The organism is Sorangium sp. So ce327, from assembly GCF_051530205.1.
Classification (GTDB): Bacteria; Myxococcota_A; Polyangia; order Polyangiales; family Polyangiaceae; genus Sorangium; species Sorangium cellulosum_B.
Map to the genome: position 1 here is coordinate 1,407,763 of NZ_CP150330.1, position 16,059 is coordinate 1,423,821.

A 16,059-nucleotide genomic window follows, 5' to 3' on the forward strand; every position below is an offset into this window, starting at 1 on the left:
AACGCGCTGCGGCGGCGCCTCGACGGGCGCGATCAGGCCGGGAGCTTGGCGGAGAGGAAGGATTTCAGCTTGATCAGGTTCTTCGCGTCACGGCTGAAGCTCGGTGCCGTGTAGCTCGACGCCCAGCCGGTGATCTCGTGCATGAACGAGGTGCGGACCTGCTCGTCGCTCAGGATGTCGTCGACGGTGCGGCCGCGCGCGGCGCCCTTCTCCAGCGAGCGCACGTAGCCCTTGAGCCGGGCGTAGTCGCCGCCGAGCAGCTCGGCGATGAGCTCTGCGTCGCGGGCGAGCCGCGCGAGGGCCGGCGCCTGGTCGCGCAGCTCCGGGCTCTCCGCCGCGGCGAAGGACGCGGCGACGCGCAGCACGAAGGCGTCGTCGAGGAAGCCGAGATCCTCGATGCCGTCCGGGATGAGGTCGAGCGACTTGAAGAGGTAGTTGAGGCCCCCCGCGAGCGATCGGCGCGTGGCCTCCGGGCTTTCCGGTGAGGCGAGCAGGCCCGCCAGATCCGTGGCGTCCGAGGCGAGGCTGCGCAGCCACTCGGGGAACGTGTCGAGACAGCGGTCGTCGAGATCGGTCATGGGATCCTCCCGGCGGGAGCGCGAGGGTAGTCCGAGGGGCGCGGCGCCGTCCATGCCATCCATGCACGCGAAGGCGCTCGGCGCCGCTTCGGGCGCCGGGCGCTGCGACCAGGACATCGGTGCCGGCGCGGGCGCGCGTCGACGGATCGGGGCTCGCGACGGCGCGCCGCGCGGCACGGGCGCGGGCGCTGACCCGCGGCAGCCACGTTATCATCCGCCCGTCGCCCCGACGCGCCCCGTGACGCTCGCGCTCGCGCGCACGCTCACCTGGATGCGCACCGACGCGCTCGTTGAGGCCTCCGCCGCCCCGGCGACGCACGCGAGCGCGCGCGCTCCCGCGTCGCCCACGATCCGCGGGAGCGCGGCGCCGACCTGGACCACGGTCTGGGCGTCGCCGAGGAGCCGGCGGCCGAGCGCCACCTCGGCGTGCAGCAGCGCCGGCAGGTTGGCCTGCAGCGTCGCGGCGAGCCGCGCGGCCATCTCGGCGCCCTGCGACGCGCGCACCTGGACAAGCGCCGGCGTGCAGGCCGCGTAGACGTCCGCGTGCGCGCGGCAGCTCGCCTCGCACTCGGCGTCGGCGCTCGGGGGCCGCACCATCCCGGAGCACTGCGGCGCCTGCCAGCTGCCCTCGCAGCGCGCGTGGCACGTGGCGTCGCAGCCACCGTCGCACTCGCCGTTGCACTGCCCCACGCAGCGGCCCTGCGCGTCGTAGGCGGAGCACTGCCCCCGGCACTGCCCGGTGCAGCGCCCGTCGCACCGCCCCGCGCAGCGACCCTGGCAATAGCCGGAGAGCCGCGCGGGCTCGCACTGCGCCACGATCTGCCCCGGATCCAGCTGCACGTCGCACGAGCCGCTGCACCGCGCCCCGGCCTGGGCGTTCGCCTGGCAGGCTGGCGGCGTCACCGCGATCTGCACGGCGGCGCCCTGGCGCAGGATGGCGTCGATCGCCGCCGAGACCGCGCCGCAGGCGCCGCTGGCCTGGCCCCCCGCCTCGTCGCGCGACGCCATCTGCGCGGGCGGTATCCCCAGATCCGCGCCCATCCGGCGGCACGCGTCGGCCACCTGCGCCTCGATCGCCGCCGACACGGCCGCCATGTCCTTGGCGGCCTGCACGAACGTCCTCACCTTCGCGTTCGCCCGGGCGTCCGCGGAGAACTGGGCCCCGAGGACGTCGCCCGGGCCGCGCAGCTCGGGGCAGACGGCCTCGCCGACGCCCTCGATGTGCCCGAGCTCCGCGCAGCTCGGGCCGGCGATGGATGCGAAGAGCGCGAGGGCGAGCAGCCCCCGCGCCGACCGAGCGACTTCCCTGCGCATGCGTGGCCTTTACCACGAGCGCGCAGGCGGAGCGCGGCGGCCTCCGGCTACGGGCGCGCGCCGCCGGCCGCGCTCGCGCTCTTCGCATCCATCGCCGGCCGCCAGCCGAGGATGCGCAGCGCGTTCTGCGCGAAGATCTTCACGACGTCCTCGCGCGACATGCCGCGCTGCCTGAGCCGCGCGGCGAGCGCCGGCAGCGCCGACGCGTCGGCGAGCCCCCTCGGCGGGACGATGCCGCCGTCGAAATCCGAGCCGATCGCGACGTGATCGACGCCGGCCACGCGGACCATGTGATCGACCTGCGCGACCACGTCGTCGACGTCCGCCTCGCTCGTGCCGTTCACGAAGGGGGCGTGGAAGTTGAGCCCCGCGACCCCGCCGCTCCGCGCGATGAGCCGCAGCTGCTCGTCCGTCAGGTTGCGCGGCCGGTTCGCCACCGCGCGCGCGTTCGAGTGCGTCGCGACGATCGGCGCGCCGTGCGCCGCGGCGATCGGGACGAGATCCGCGAACGCGGCGTCCGAGATGTGCGAGACGTCGATCAGGGCGCCCTGGTCGTAGACGCGCTCGCAGAACCGCTTGCCGAGCTCGGTCAGCCCGTACGCCGCCGGCTCGCCGGTCGCGGACGACGAGAGCCGCGTGTTCTTCGCGTGGTTCGGGCTGATGAGCCGCACGCCGCGCGCGATGAAGCGGTCGATCTGCGCGATGTCCGCCGCGAACGCGCCGGCCCCCTCGATCGAGAGGAAGGTGCTGATCTTCCCCGGCTCGGCCCGCGCCGCGCCGAGCGGGAGGAGCACCGGGTTCGCGGCGATGATCGCCTCGATCGTCGCGAGGACCGCGCTGGCGTCCTCGATCTGCGGGCCCTCGGGGCGCGCCTGGTCGGGCAGGTAGATCGGCAGCACGACGCCGAGGTAGTGGCCCGCGACGAGCGTCTCCCTGCGGGCGTGGCCTTCGCCGAGGCGCCTGTCGCGCCCCTTGAAGTGGACCTGCCAGGGCACGTCGACGTGCAGATCGACGACCGGCACGGGGGGCTCCCCGGGCGGGTCGCCGAGCGTGGGCCGCGGCGCGCCCAGGGCGCCGGCGGCGCAGGTGACGGCGAGCAGGGCGCGGACGCGGGCGCTTCCGTTCACGCGCTCACCGGCTCACCAGCACGCCCAGCGCGAAGCCGACGCCGAGGCACACGAGCCCGATGAGCCCGACGAGCCACCAGGCAGCGCCCTCCGAGCCCCCGCCCTCGGCGGCCAGGGGGACGTCCACGACCCGCACGTCGTAGTGGCCGCCCGTGAGCGTCGGCACGCCGGCGGGCTGCTGCGCGCTGATGTGGGTTGGCCTGGCCGAGAAGGTCGCCGTGGGCGCCACCGACGGGGACGCCTGGACGGGCGGCGCCGTCATGCGCGGCGGGGGCACCGTCGGGATCCTGGACGCGATCGGCGGCACGCTCTGCACCGGCTGCGTGACGTTCTGCGGCGGGGGCGCCATGTTCTGCGGCGGCTGCGTCGGGCTCTGAAGCGGCTGCGGCGGCGGCAGCGAGGGCAGCTGGTGCGTCAGCGCGGGCGACGCCGGCGCCTCGGGCCGCGCGCTGGGCGTCGCGATGCCCGTGCGGTGCGCGATGGCGCCCAGCGTCTGCGCCATCTCCTCGGCCGTCTGGAAGCGCCCTGCCACGTCCTTGCAGAGGGCGCGCTGGAAGAAGAGGCCCCAGGCCGCGAGGTGGGGCGCGACCTGCTCGATCGGGCGCACCTCCTTGGCGAGCACGGCGGTGAGCCGCGCGAACTCGTTCTCGGCGGGGAACGGCTGCGTCGCCGTGAGCATCTCGTAGAAGATCACGCCGACGCTCCAGAGATCGGCGCGCGCGTCGACGCCCTGCGCGTTCTTGATCTGCTCGGGGCTCATGTAGCCGGGCGTCCCGAGGAGCGTGCCGGCGCGGGTCTTCAGGCCCATGCCGCCGGCCGCGTCCATCACCTTCGCGATGCCGAAGTCGAGCACCTTCACGCGGAAGCCCCCGCGCGGATCGCGGATGAGGAACAGGTTCTCCGGCTTCAGATCGCGGTGGATCACCTTGTGGCTGTGCGCCGCCATGAGCGCCTGGAGCACCTCGTGGATGATCGGCACGGCCTGCTGCGGGGGGATCGGGTTGCCCGTGTCGATGTACGCGGCGAGCGGGACGCCTTGCAGGAGCTCCATGACGAGGTACGGCGTGCCGTCCTCGGCGCGGGTCGCCTCGAAGACCGAGGCGATGTTCTGGTGGACGAACCCCCTCGTCGCCTCCGCCTCGGCGAAGAAGCGGTGGAGGACCTGCTCCTCCTGCGTGAACTCGGGGTGGAGCACCTTGATCGCCCGCTTGCCCTCGCCGCGAAGGCCCTCGGCCTCGTAGACCGCGCCCATACCCCCCTCGCCGAGGAGACGCAGGATCCGGAAGCGCCCGCTGAGCACGGCGCCCACGAGCTGATGGGAAGGGCTCGATGGGTCGATCACACGCGGACTCTACCAAAGCTTGAGCGCGGCCCGCTCGCCGAAACCTCGGCGGTATGCGGCTTCCGCCGGCGCTTCGGCGTTTGGCTTCCGGTTCCGCCGGCGCGGGTCAGGGCGCGGCGTTCGCCACGGCCGAGCGCGCGGCCGGGCTCGCGGGGAGCGGCGTCCGCAGGGCCTCGCCCGGCTGAGCGCCGGCGTAGAGGAGCTCGTAGACGGCGAGGCTCGTCATCACGCGCTTCGTGTAGAGCCGCGTCTCCTCGTACGGGATGCGCTCGACCCACAGGTCGAAGCTCTGCGAGGGGCGCTCCGCGATCCATCGCTTCGGCGCGCCGCCGCCCGCGTTGTAGGCGGGGATCGCCAGCAGGGGGTTGTCCGAGAACTGGCCGCGCAGCTGCGAGAGGTAGCGGCAGCCGAGCGCGATGTTCACCTCGGGGCGCTTCAGCGCGTCGGCGCTCCACGGCAGCCCGAGCGGCTTGGCCACGAGCTTCGCTGTCGGCACGATGAGCTGCATCAGCCCGAACGCCTGGGCCGGCGAGGCCACCCTCGGGTCGAAGGCCGACTCCTCGCGCATGATCGCGTAGGCGAGGGCCTCGGGGATCCCGCTCCGCTTGGTCTCCGCGGCGACGAGGCCGGCGAAGGGGCGCGGGTAGGCGAGCTCCCAGGCGCCGCGCCAGCGCCCGACGGGGTAGTGGTCGACCCACTCGCCCGCGAGCTCGACGGCCGCGGGCGCCGCCATGGCGGTGCGCAGGATGCTGTACGACTGCGGCAGCGCGCCCGAGCGCGCGAGCAGGAACGCCGAGGCCCACATCACCTCGCGCGGCGCCGTCTTGCCCCCGACGCCGAGCAGGTCGAGCTCGCGCCGCGCGAGCTTCGCTTCCCCCTGGCGCGCGAGCTCGACCGCGCGCGTGAACGCGGGCTGCGCGAAGAGCGGGCTCCTGAGCTCGGTGTACGGCGCGCTCGCGTCGCGCTCCAGGGCCGCGGACAGGGCGCGCTGGGCGGCGGCGGGGTCCACGTCGGCGAGCCGCGCGTGCGAGAGCGCCATGTAGAAAGAGAGCGGGTAATCGCGGATCACCTGCTCGAGCAGCGCCTTCCCCTTGTCGGGCGAGCCCGTCTCGATGTGGGCGCGCCCGAGGTAATAGGGGAGCCTGCCGGCGGCGTGGTACGCGCGTTCGTGCGGGAACCGCTCGAGCGCGCGCTCGAGCGGCCTGACCGCGCCCGCCCAGTCGCCGCGCTCCATCTCGAAGAGCGCGAGCTCGAACAGGCCGTCGGCGACCATGTCGCCCGACGGGTAATCGTCGGGCATGGCGGTGAGCAGCTGCACGAACTGCGCCTGGTCCCCGAGCCCGAGCAGCGCGCGCGCGCCGAGGTAGCGCGCGTCGTCCGCGAGCCGGTGATCCGGGTATTCCTTCTCGAGCAGCGCGAAGCGCGCGGCCGCCTCGGCGTGCCGATCGACGCGGAGCGACGCGCGCCCGGCGTTGTAGAGGGCCTCGGGCCGCCGCGGGGCGGGCGCCCCGGCTGCGGCGGGGGCCGCGCTTGCGGCGGCGGGGGCCGCGCTTGCGGCGGCGGGCGCGCTCGCGCCTGCGGCGGCGGGCGCGGCCGGCCCGCAGCGCTCGATGGCCGTGCCGAAGAGGTCGGCGGCCTCGGCCCGCCGCCGGAGGCGCCCGAGCGCCTCGCCGCGCGCGGCGAACGCGTCGCAGGCGAAGGCCGAGGGCGCCTGCGCCTCGGGGAGGGCGATCAGCGCGTCGGTGACGGCGAGCGCTTCCTTGTCCTGGCGCGAGGCGAGCAGGGCACGCGCGCGGGCGAGCAGATCGGCGGGGCCCAGGTCGAGGAACGGCTTGCGCCGCGCGAACGGCAGCGTCGACAGGGCCTGGTCCCGGATCTCCTTCGCCTCCCCGGCGCCGGCGCCGCCCGGCGCCTCGTCGATGACGCGCCGGGTGACGCGGACCGCCTCCTCGGCATGGTCTTCGCTCGGGTGGCGGAGCAGCGCGCGGGCGAAGCGGAGCGCCTCGGGCACCCACGTCGACGCCGGCCAGCTGCGGGCGAGGTACGCGCGCCAGCGCGCGGCCGCGCCCTCGATGTCGCCCTTGTCGGCGAGCGCGCCGGCGACGATGCGATCGAGCTCGTCGGCGATCGCGACGTCCGACGCGACGGCGCGCGCGCGCTCGAGCGCCGCGTCGGGCTGCCCCGCCCTGGCGAGGAGATCGGCCGCCGCGAACCTCGCGTGATCCGCGAGCGGCCCGCCCGCCGCCGCGGCGGCGTCGTACTCCTTCGCCGCGCCCACGGGATCGCCCGCGAGGGCGCGCAGCCGCCCGAGCTGGTAGCGAAACGCCGCCGCGTCCGCGGGCGACAGGGGCGCCGAGAGCGCCTGGGCCATCGCCGCGGCCGCGCCTGCGTACGCCTCCTGCTCGACGAGCTTCTGCACCTGCGCGAGCCGCGGGTCGTCCAGCACGAGGGTGAGGCGCTCGGGGTCGAACGCCGGCGCCTCGCCCGGCGTGCCCTGGACGACGGGCCCGGCCGGCGCTGCGCTCGGCGGGGGCGCCGGCTGCGGGCAGAGCGGCGGGCAGGCCGCCGCCCCGCGCTGCGCGGGGGGCGCGCCGGCGCACGAGGCGCCGAGCGACGCGGTCAGCGCGAGCGTGGCGGCCAGCGCGAGCGCGGCGGCCCCGGAGCGGGCATCCAGCCTGAACATGCCTGCACCATACTCCGGATCGCGCGATCGCACAGCGATCGAGGCGAGCGGCGCGCCTGAGAGCCGCCGGCGCGCCCTCTCGTGAGCTGGCGCGCCGGCGTTCGGACGTGGTGGGGGGAAGCGTGCGGGGCAGAGACGCGGCGTTACTGTGCCGCGTCGCAGGCGAGGAAGACCCGGATGGCCTCGATCGTGTCGTCGGAGAGCTTCGAGCCGATGGGCATCCCGTCCCCGCCATTCGCCCCGCCGATCCGGATCTCCTCGAGGATCTCCTCCGCCTCGGCGGTGACGCTGGCGGGGTCATCGACGTTGACATCGTCCGGAGCGCCGATGCGCGTCGCGCCCTCCGAGGTCGACAAATGACAGGGCGCGCACTGCGTCTGGAGCGCCTGGTAGCCCGTATCCGCCTGCGCGGCCGAGTCCGGCGGACAGTCACCGAGCGACGATCCCCCGGAGGTCTCGCCGCCGCCGTCATCGCCGCCGCAACCGTGGAGAGCGCCAATGACGAAGGGCGCGAAGCAGAGCAAGAGCATCGTACGAACGGGCATCAAAGCACCTCAACAGCTTGTTAGGGAAGGGGAGCGAGCCGGAGTCGAGCTCCGGCCATGCAGGCCGGCCGGCCGGCCGGGCGCTGCGCGCCGATGGTGCCTGGGGCCGCGCACCGGGTCAACAAAGACGGATCGGTGTGTACCGAAGGAAACCGGGATCGTCCGAGGGGGGCAACCTTGTACAGGTTCGAGGCGCCGTGGGTCGTCCGAGGGGGCAACCTTGTACAAGTTCGAGGCGCCCTGGGTCTCCTCGGCGGCAGCATCGTGCGAGGGGAGGCGCCGCCGGCCCGTGTGGATGGGGCGGCTACCGGGGCACGTCCGGGACCGGCGTGTCGAGCTCGAGCCCGGCGCCTGTCTTTCGCAAACGCATCCTCATGTCGCTCGCGGAGCGACCTGGGCGCAGCCTCCCGGGCGTCATGCGTTGGTGCTCGAGCCGATGTCGAACGCGTGCGCTGGCTCGGCGCTCGCTCTGGGCAGCTCGAACCAAAAGAGGCTCCCCTTGCCCACGACCGTGCGGAGCCCCACGCGGCCGCCGTGCGCCTCGGTCAAGCGTTTGACGGTGGCGAGCCCCAGGCCCAGACCCGGCACTCGAGCGCCTTGCGCTCGGACGTGAGGCTCGAACACCAGGTGCTCGAGGGCCGGCGCGACGCCGGGCCCCGTGTCCTCCACCTCGATCCGCACAGCCTCTCTCGCGTCGAGCACCCGGATCACGACGTGACAGACCGCCGCGTCGCCGAGGTACTTGAGCGCGTTGCGGGTCAGGTTGGCGAGAATGCTTGTCAGCACGCCGGGGCTCGCGGCCACCGCGCACGGGGCGAAGGGCTCGACGCGGAGCTCCGCGCCGAGCTCCACCGCGACAGGAACGAGCTCGACCATGAGATCGTCGATGATGGAGTGCACCTCGGCGCGCGCGCCTGGCTCCGGCCTGGCGCCCGCGCGAGCGAACTCCAGCAGCCCGTCGGTCATGCGCTTGACGCGAAGGATGGCCTGCCGGCCCCGTTCGAGCCCCTTTCGTGCCGGATCTCCCTCGCCGCACCGCCGCAGGGCGAGGTCGAGCGCGAGCGCGACCGCGCCGAGGGGGCTGAGCACATCGTGCGCGACCCGGCCGGCGAACTGCTCGAGCTCATCCGCTCGACGCTCCAGGACCACGCCTTGCTGCCAGAGCAGCCTCACGTGGCGCCGGACCTGCACGGCGGCCGCCGCGCAGGCCAGCAGCGCGAACGTCACGCTCGCCGTGTTGAGCACGAGCGCGGTCCGACGGGAGCGAACGCGGTTGGCTGCGATCTCGATCGCCAGGCGGCGTGCCTGCCGGGCGTTGAGCTCGATGCTGGCCATCACGGCGTCGTTCGTCGAGTTGAAGTCCGCTCGCAGCGCGCCGTCCACAAGCTTGTTGGCCTCGTCCGGATGGCCGTTCGCCACCAGCGAGAGGGCCCGATCGGTGTCCAGATCGAGCTTGCCGAGCGCCTGCGCGACGCTCTGCCACTGCTTGAGCTCTCCCGGATAGACCGGCGTGCCGAGGTAGACGTCGACGCTCCGGGATAGGTTGTCGCGCGCCTCGTCGAGCTCGTGGCGGTCGCGCGGGCGCCCCAGCGCGGCGTCGTTGACGAGGTCGCTCAGGAGCGCCTGGGTATGCCTCAGCTCGGCGCGCGCGGCCGCCAGGTGCATGATGCTCGGCGTGGCGTTCTCCGCCAAGCTCATGGCCGCCGCGTCGATCTCGGCGGCTCGGTGTTCCGCGTAGCCGGCGGAGATCACGAAGCTCGCGATAGCGACGAAGAACGCCGCAAACAGCGACAGCAGGATAGACGGCAGCCGCTCGAGCATAAGAGAAGACTTCGCTCTCCCCGGGTCCTTTCGCCGTCGCCTCGCCATGCCGGGATGCTGTTCCGCCGTCCCCCCGAGCGCAACGCGGGAAGTACGCCGTGGCGGATCACCCTCGCTGCATCAGCGGATGTCCCCCAGGCTCGTGTCGAGGGATGATAAAATAACCACGATGACGCTCGTGCGCCCCGGGTTGCCCTGAGCGCGATCGAACGGGCTTGATGAACACCGATGAGGCCCCCGGAGAGGGTGTCCGTGGGGCGGCGTGGGGGACGGACCGCTGTCTGAGCCTGATCGACGTGCTCTCTCCGGCGTGCGCAGCGCGCCGGAGAGAGCACGTCGATCAGGCGAGTTCGGTGGGGCCCCCGCGCCGCCCCACGGACACCCTCTCCGGGGGCCGGGCCCTCGCGACCAGCGCCCTCTCCGGGGCCGGTAGGCGCAGAGCGCTAGCTCGCCCGCCGCCGCTCCAGGTGTGTCTTCATCGCCTTGAGATCCGCGTGCACCGCCTTCTTGAAGCTGCCGATGAACAGCCGCCCCAGCGTCTCCATGAACCAGCCCATCCCGGCGATCTCGCCCTCCATCTTGAGCAGCGTACCGGCGCCCTGGGGCTCGAACACATACCGGAAGCGGTAAGCCCCCCGCCCCGTGGTGCCCTTCTGCCCGTCGACGAAGAGGTCCAGACGCCTGCCGGGCTCCGCCGCCGTGACCTCGAACAGCTCGGTCGATTCCTTGCCGAACATCTTGCGGGTCTCACGCCACATCGCGCCCTTGCCGACGACGGCGCCGGTGAGCCTCTCTACCCGCACGAAATTGGGCATCCAGTCGCCGAACGCGTCGATGTCGGTCGCGAGCCGGAAGACGTCCTCGGGCGATGCATCGAAGCGCTCTTCAATGGTGAACAGGAGCGGCATCTCGTTCTTCTCCTAGGCTTTCCCGCGCGCCGTGCCATCGTGCCGGAACCGCTCCTTCTCCGTCAACGAGCCCGTCGAGCGCGCCGCGGCCGAGACGCCGGCGCTGCGCCATCTCGCATCTCTCGCATCTCTCGCATCGTCCGGCTTCCGTCCGAGCTCCTCGCGCGGCCCGGATCCGGCGTCGTGAGCTCAGCCCTTCTTGCCCGGCGGCAGCAGCATGCCCCGGTTGCCGGTCGCCTCCTGCATCGGCCGGTGCAGGACGATCTTTCGCCCCGCCTCGCGCCCGTGCGCGTGCGCCGCTGTCCGCTGGTTGCCCGCGTGGCGCAGGTGCTGCACGTGCGGGTGGCGCGTTCGATAGTAGCCGTCCAGATCGGCGTCCCTCACCCAGACGAGCCCCTGCTCGACGGACACCTTCCGCTCCGCGTTCAGCTTCTCGAGGAACCCGAGCATCACCCCGGCCTGGTAGGTCCGCCGGTCCTTGTTGCCCTTCACCCCGTGGGTCCGCTTGTGCGCGTTCCACAGCTGCTCGGCCGTGTGGTGCAGGAACGCGTGCACGTAGGCCGCCATCTCCAGGTTCGCCGGCGTCCCGCAGATCTCGAGGACGCTGCCCCGCTTGCCCTCGAGCGGCAGGTAGACAGGCACCCAGATCGCCTCGACGAAGAAGTGCTTCCCGAGGATGCCGCCGACGATTCGCTCGGTCTCGCCCACGCGCCCGCTCGGCGCCCCGAGGTGGCGGAAGCCGTACTGCCGCGCGGCGCGCGCCTTCGCGACGTCGAGGTTGTACTTCAGCATCAGCCGCTGCGCGGCGCTCATCGCCGCCTGCGCCTCGTTCGCGTTCGGGCTGTCGGCGAGCGCGAGCAGCCGCGCGATGCGATCGAGGATCCGGGCGTCCACGCTCGCCTCCGACGCGCCCGCGTCGTCGCCGCGCGCGACCCCGGCCGGATCCGCCGGCGAGCGCCCCGCGGCCGGCATCCCGGCCGCCGTCCCGTCGATGCCGAGGCGCGTGCACACCTCGCGGAACGCCGGCCCGTGCGCCGCCTCGTCCGTGACGCCCAGCACCTCGTGCACGTACTGGTGCGCCATCTCGTGCTTCAGCACCTCGATCACGACGCCCCACGGCTGCGTCAGGACGAGCGGCCGCGAGATCTCGATCGCGCGCGCCTCCGAGATCCACCGCCCGAGCCGGCTCGCGGCGTCGGACAGCTCGATGGACGCAGAGCGCAGCTTCCGCCGGAAATGCGTGTAGTTCAGGCTCTGGTAGGCCGCCATGAGCTCGCGCACGAGCGCGGCCTCCAGCTCGGCGCTGAGCCTGGCCGCCGTCTCGAGCGGCGGCTCGGGCGCCGGCGCGCCCGGCGACGGCCGCGCCTCGGGCTGCGCGGCGGCCTCGGTCGACGCGGGTTCGGCCGGCGGCGCCGCGGCCCCGGAGGCCTGCTGCGCGCCGCGCATCCCGTTCAGGAAGAGCTGCTCAGCCATGCGAACGCCTCCATGGCATGCCTCGCGCGGCGGTCGAAGGGTTTTCTCGTCCCCCGGGCGGGCAATCCCGGCCGGCGCCGTCACCTCGATGCCACCGGGCCGCCTCAGAAACGTTCCCGATACGCCACGTCCTCGGTAAACTCGCGCGCCTCCGTGCTCCGCTCCAAGGCGCTCAACGATCCTCGGCCGGTCGAGGCCGACGCCGCAAGCCGCTCGTCCCGCGGTTTCGCCCGCGATCTGGGCGCCGATCGCGCCGCGGCGCGCGCGCGGCTGCGCGCCGTCGCCCGCGCCCGCCGCCGCTACGGCCGCCTGTTCCTCGCGCTCCCGCTGCTCCTCATCGTGGCGGCGGACGTCCTCCTCCGCGGCGATCGCCTGCTCGATCTGGGCGGGAAGCACATCGCGAGCTACCTCGGCGCGATGGTCGAGAGCGCCGCGCTCTGGGGGCTCCTGCTCTTCGCCGCCTCGTCGCGGCGGGGCGCGTCGCGGTGGCTCGCGGCGCTGCTCTTCGTGGCGCTCGCGACGCTGTCGCTCGGCGGCCAGCTCTACTTCCACCGCCAGTACGCGACGTACCTCAACCTCGACGCGACGCTCTTCGGGACCTCGCTCTCGGCCAGCCTCTTCGGCCAGCTCCGGGCCGACGGCGAGAACTTCTTCCGCTCGGTCCTCCCGCCGCTCCTGCTCGCGATCGCGCTCGTCTGGCTGGGCCGGCGGATCGTGCGGCCAGGCCGCACGGCGTGGGCCCGCGCCGCCCGTCTCGCCGCGCCCGCGGTCGTTGTGGCCGCGTTCGTCCTGCCGTGCTCCTACCGCACGGTGCAGGCCTCCACGCCCGACGTCATCTACTTCCACGCGATCGGCGGCCTGCTCAAGGAGCTCGCCGGCGTCCAGACCACGGCGCAGGTGCGCCCCGGGCTCCGCACGCCGCCCTCGCTGCCGCCGGTCACCCCGCGGCCGGGCCCGCGGCGCAACGTCCTCTTCATCCTGACCGAGAGCGTGCGCGCCGACGCGACGTGCTCGGCGCGCATGCCCGTGGCCGCCGGCGAGGCGCCCGCCGCGTGCCCCGGCACGCCGCGCATCGACGCGGCGGTCCCCGACCGGCTGCCGCTCACGCAGATGCGCTCGAACGCCTCGACGACGGCGATCGGGCTCGCGGTGCTCTGGTCCGGCCTCCAGCCGGTCGCGACCCGCGAGGCGCTCCACTCGGCGCCGCTCGTCTTCGACTACGCGCACGCCGCCGGCTTCGACAGCGCCTACTGGACGAGCCACCACATGATGTTCGCCAACTCGCGCCTCTACGTGCAGGACCTGCCGGTCTCGCACCAGTGCGGCGCGACCGAGCTCGATCCGCTGGCCGACATCGATCTCGGGGCCGACGACCGGCTGCTGTCGGCGCACGTCCGGTCCGAGGTGCTCTCGCTGCGCGAGCCGTTCGTCGCGGTCGCTCACTTCGGGAACACCCACGTCCCCTACCTTGTCGACCCGGAGGACGCGCCGTTCCAGCCCGCCCTCGAGAGCAAGGCGCCGGACGACAACGAGGCGTACCGCAACTTCTACAGGAACGCGGTCTACCGTCAGGACGCGGCCATCGCGGACCTCATCCGCTTCGTCCGCGGCTCTCCGGTCGGCGAGCGCACGGTCATCGTCTTCACGTCGGATCACGGCGAGGCGTTCCGGGAGCACGGCCAGCTCGGCCACACGGGCTCGATCCTCGACGAGGAGATCCGGGTGCCCGGATGGATCGACGCTCCGCCGGGCACCCTGACGGCGGCGGAGGAGGGCGCGCTGCGCGCGGCCCGGGACGAGCCGGTCTTCCACACCGACGTGGCGCCGACCCTGCTCGACCTGATGGGCCTCTGGGAGGAGCCTGCGCTCGCGGGGTACCGGGCGGCGATGGTCGGGCACAGCCTGCTCCGGCCGTCGCCGGGGCCGGCGGCGCTGGCGCTCACGAACTGCACCGGGATCTGGGGCTGCGCGTTCAAGAACTGGGGGATGATGCGCGGCAACATGAAGCTCGAATCCCGCGCCTGGGACACCGCCTGGCACTGCTACGACGTGCTCGCCGACCCCCGCGAGCAGCGCGACCTCGGGCCCGCTGCCTGCGGCGACCTGCCCCGGCTCGCGGACGCCCTCTACGGCGGTCCCGCGGGCAGCGTCGACGTCCCCGCCCACCTCCGCGACCTCGCGGTCGGGCCTCGCCACGACTGATCCGGATGACCCAGGACATCGACCGACAGGGCGGCGCGCTCGCCGAGCCGCCCGCGTCCCCCGCCATCAGCCTGCCCGCGCACGGGGACGATCGCGCCGCGCGAGCGGACGATCGCGCCGCCCGTGACCGCGTCCGCCCGCGCGCCGCGCGGCAGGCCGCGCTCCGCCGCGGCCGCCTGATCAGCTTGGCCCTCCTGGCCTCGCCGGCGCTCTGGATCCTCGTCGCCGACGTGCTGCGCCGGGCCCGCCACATGACAACGTTCGATCGGCCGCACGCCGCGGGGTACGCCGCGACCGTGGCGGCGTCGCTGGGGTTCTGGGGCCTCTTGCTCTACGTCGCCTCGGGCCGTCGCGGCGCGGCGCGCGGCGCCGTGGGCGCGCTGTTCGTCGCGCTCTTCACGCTCGCGTGCGGCGTCCAGGGGGGCTTCCACGCCCTCTACAACATCTACTGTTCGGTCGACTCCCAGATCCACTCCCAGTCGATCCCCTGGTCGATCGTGGGCACGCTCCCGCTCGGGCACCCGCGCGTGATCGCCCACTTCGCGGTCGCGCTCGGGCTCGCCCTTGGGGCGCTCCGGCTCTCCCGACGGCTCGTGCGCCCCCGGCGGCTCCGGCGGCGCCTCGCCGCCGTGCTCGTGCCGTTCGCGCTGGCCGGCGTGGCGGTGATCCCGGTGAGCTACCGGGTGATCCAGTCGTCGTCGGCCGACATGATCTACTTCCACGGCATCACCGCCGTGGTGAAGGAGCACCTCGGCATCACGAACGACTCCCCGGATCTGCGGGTGCAGCGCCGCCACCCGGAGCGCGTGCCGCGGCTCTCGGCGCGGCCTGCGCGGCCGCGGAACGTTGTGCTCCTCCTGCAGGAGAGCCAGCGGGCGGACGTGACGTGCGTCGCGTACGACCCGGCCTGCGACAAGGCGACGCCGTTCTCCAACGCCGCCGCGCCCCGCCGCATGCCGCTCCTGCAGATGCGGGCCCACGACTCGACGACGGCCATCTCCATCTCGAACATCTGGTCCGGCGTCCCTCCGACGGAGCGCCTCGAGGTGCTCGGCGCCGCGCCGCTGCTCTGGGATTACGCCCACGCGGCCGGGTGGGACACCGCGTACTGGACGAGCCAGAACCTCATGTTCGGGAACGCTCGGCTCTACGTGCAAGACATCCCGGTCTCGCACCGGGCTGTCGCGACCCAGCTCGATCCGGGCGCCGACCTCGATTACGGCGCCTATGATCGGCAGCTCACCGATCGGGTGATCGAGGAGTGGGACGAGCTCGTCGAGCCGTTCTTCGCGGTCGTCCATTACTCGAACGTCCATTTCCCGTACGTGAGCGATCCGCTCCACTCGCCGTTTCAACCGAGCGAGCTGACGAAGGCGCCCGAGAAGAACGAGCACTTCAAGAACTACTACAAGAACGTCGTTTACCTGTCGGACATGGCGGTTGGCCGGCTCATCGAGCACATCCGCGGGACGCCGAGCGGCGAGCGCACGGTCATCGTGTACACGTCGGATCATGGCGAGTCGTTCCGGGAGCACTGGCAGCTCGGCCACACGAGCTCGCTCTGGGACGAGGAGATCCTCGTCCCGACGTGGGTCGACGCGCCGGAGGGGACGCTCGCGCCGGAGGAGCGGGCGAGCATCGAGGGCGCGAAGGACACGTTCGTGTGGCACCTCGACCTGGCGCCGACGTTCCTCGATCTGATGGGCCTCTGGGACGAGCCGGCGCTCGATCCGTTCCGCCGGCGGATGATCGGACATCCGTTGACGCGGCCGGAGCGCACGGTCGCGCCGATGCCGCTCACGAACTGCACGTGGGTGTGGGGTTGCGCGTTCCGCAACTGGGGGATGATGCAGGGGCCGATGAAGATCGAGGCGCGCGAGTGGGACGGCGAGTACCACTGCTTCAACGTGCTCGACGACCCGCTGGAGCTGACCAACCTGGGAGAGCAGGCGTGCGCTCCGCTGCCCGACCTCGCGCGGGGGCTCTTCCACGAGATGCCGAACGTCACGCCGCCGGGGAGGCCGAAGGTCGACTGGGGCGGGTGAGCCCGCATCGGGCGCGGGCGG

The 16,059-nt window shown here is 73.5% G+C and carries 11 protein-coding genes; 2 read left to right on the forward strand and 9 right to left on the reverse strand.

What is annotated here, in order from left to right; genetic code table 11:
- Nucleotides 1–32 precede the first annotated feature (32 nt).
- The 9 genes from WME95_RS05180 to WME95_RS05220 form a co-directional block, all read right to left on the reverse strand.
- Nucleotides 33–578, reverse strand: a complete 546-nt coding sequence (locus WME95_RS05180) for a DUF1232 domain-containing protein (RefSeq protein ID WP_437715874.1) — start codon at nt 576–578, stop codon at nt 33–35.
- 210 nt (nt 579–788) lie between these two features.
- Complete coding sequence (locus WME95_RS05185) at nt 789–1,892, reverse strand: hypothetical protein (RefSeq protein ID WP_437907286.1); 1,104 nt, start codon at nt 1,890–1,892, stop codon at nt 789–791.
- Nucleotides 1,893–1,939: 47 nt separating this feature from the next.
- Entirely contained in the window at nt 1,940–3,019 is a 1,080-nt protein-coding gene (locus WME95_RS05190; RefSeq protein ID WP_437907287.1) for a dipeptidase, read from the reverse strand.
- Nucleotides 3,020–3,023: 4 nt separating this feature from the next.
- The gene (locus WME95_RS05195) at nt 3,024–4,361 is read right to left on the reverse strand and encodes a protein kinase domain-containing protein (RefSeq protein ID WP_437907288.1); all 1,338 of its coding nucleotides are present in this window, start codon (nt 4,359–4,361) and stop codon (nt 3,024–3,026) included.
- A 106-nt stretch (nt 4,362–4,467) separates the two neighbouring features.
- Nucleotides 4,468–7,044: a transglycosylase SLT domain-containing protein gene (locus WME95_RS05200; protein WP_437907289.1), complete on the reverse strand. Its 2,577-nt coding sequence runs from the start codon at nt 7,042–7,044 to the stop codon at nt 4,468–4,470.
- 143 nt (nt 7,045–7,187) lie between these two features.
- Nucleotides 7,188–7,589: a c-type cytochrome gene (locus WME95_RS05205; protein WP_437907290.1), complete on the reverse strand. Its 402-nt coding sequence runs from the start codon at nt 7,587–7,589 to the stop codon at nt 7,188–7,190.
- A 414-nt stretch (nt 7,590–8,003) separates the two neighbouring features.
- A complete protein-coding gene (locus WME95_RS05210; RefSeq protein ID WP_437907292.1) occupies nt 8,004–9,458 on the reverse strand; it encodes a sensor histidine kinase in 1,455 nt (484 codons plus the stop codon).
- Between the two features lie 395 nt (nt 9,459–9,853).
- Nucleotides 9,854–10,318, reverse strand: a complete 465-nt coding sequence (locus WME95_RS05215) for an SRPBCC family protein (protein WP_437907293.1) — start codon at nt 10,316–10,318, stop codon at nt 9,854–9,856.
- Between the two features lie 189 nt (nt 10,319–10,507).
- Nucleotides 10,508–11,791, reverse strand: coding sequence for a SprT-like domain-containing protein (locus WME95_RS05220; protein WP_437907294.1), 1,284 nt, complete (start codon nt 11,789–11,791; stop codon nt 10,508–10,510).
- A 153-nt stretch (nt 11,792–11,944) separates the two neighbouring features.
- On the opposite strand from WME95_RS05220, the gene WME95_RS05225 reads away from it, so the two are divergent.
- Together WME95_RS05225 and WME95_RS05230 are read left to right on the forward strand one after the other, a co-directional pair.
- Nucleotides 11,945–13,993: a sulfatase-like hydrolase/transferase gene (locus WME95_RS05225; protein ID WP_437907296.1), complete on the forward strand. Its 2,049-nt coding sequence runs from the start codon at nt 11,945–11,947 to the stop codon at nt 13,991–13,993.
- 5 nt (nt 13,994–13,998) lie between these two features.
- Nucleotides 13,999–16,038: a sulfatase-like hydrolase/transferase gene (locus tag WME95_RS05230; protein ID WP_437907298.1), complete on the forward strand. Its 2,040-nt coding sequence runs from the start codon at nt 13,999–14,001 to the stop codon at nt 16,036–16,038.
- Nucleotides 16,039–16,059 lie beyond the last annotated feature (21 nt).

Bases quoted from the DNA above. Each gene is read 5' to 3' on its own strand.
- WME95_RS05180 (WP_437715874.1), bottom strand. From the start codon at position 578: ATGACCGATCTCGACGACCGCTGTCTCGACACGTTCCCCGAGTGGCTG.
- WME95_RS05185 (WP_437907286.1), bottom strand. From the start codon at position 1,892: ATGCGCAGGGAAGTCGCTCGGTCGGCGCGGGGGCTGCTCGCCCTCGCG.
- WME95_RS05200 (WP_437907289.1), bottom strand. From the start codon at position 7,044: ATGTTCAGGCTGGATGCCCGCTCCGGGGCCGCCGCGCTCGCGCTGGCC.
- WME95_RS05205 (WP_437907290.1), bottom strand. From the start codon at position 7,589: ATGCCCGTTCGTACGATGCTCTTGCTCTGCTTCGCGCCCTTCGTCATT.
- WME95_RS05210 (WP_437907292.1), bottom strand. From the start codon at position 9,458: ATGGCGAGGCGACGGCGAAAGGACCCGGGGAGAGCGAAGTCTTCTCTT.
- WME95_RS05215 (WP_437907293.1), bottom strand. From the start codon at position 10,318: ATGCCGCTCCTGTTCACCATTGAAGAGCGCTTCGATGCATCGCCCGAG.
- WME95_RS05220 (WP_437907294.1), bottom strand. From the start codon at position 11,791: ATGGCTGAGCAGCTCTTCCTGAACGGGATGCGCGGCGCGCAGCAGGCC.
- WME95_RS05230 (WP_437907298.1), top strand. From the start codon at position 13,999: ATGACCCAGGACATCGACCGACAGGGCGGCGCGCTCGCCGAGCCGCCC.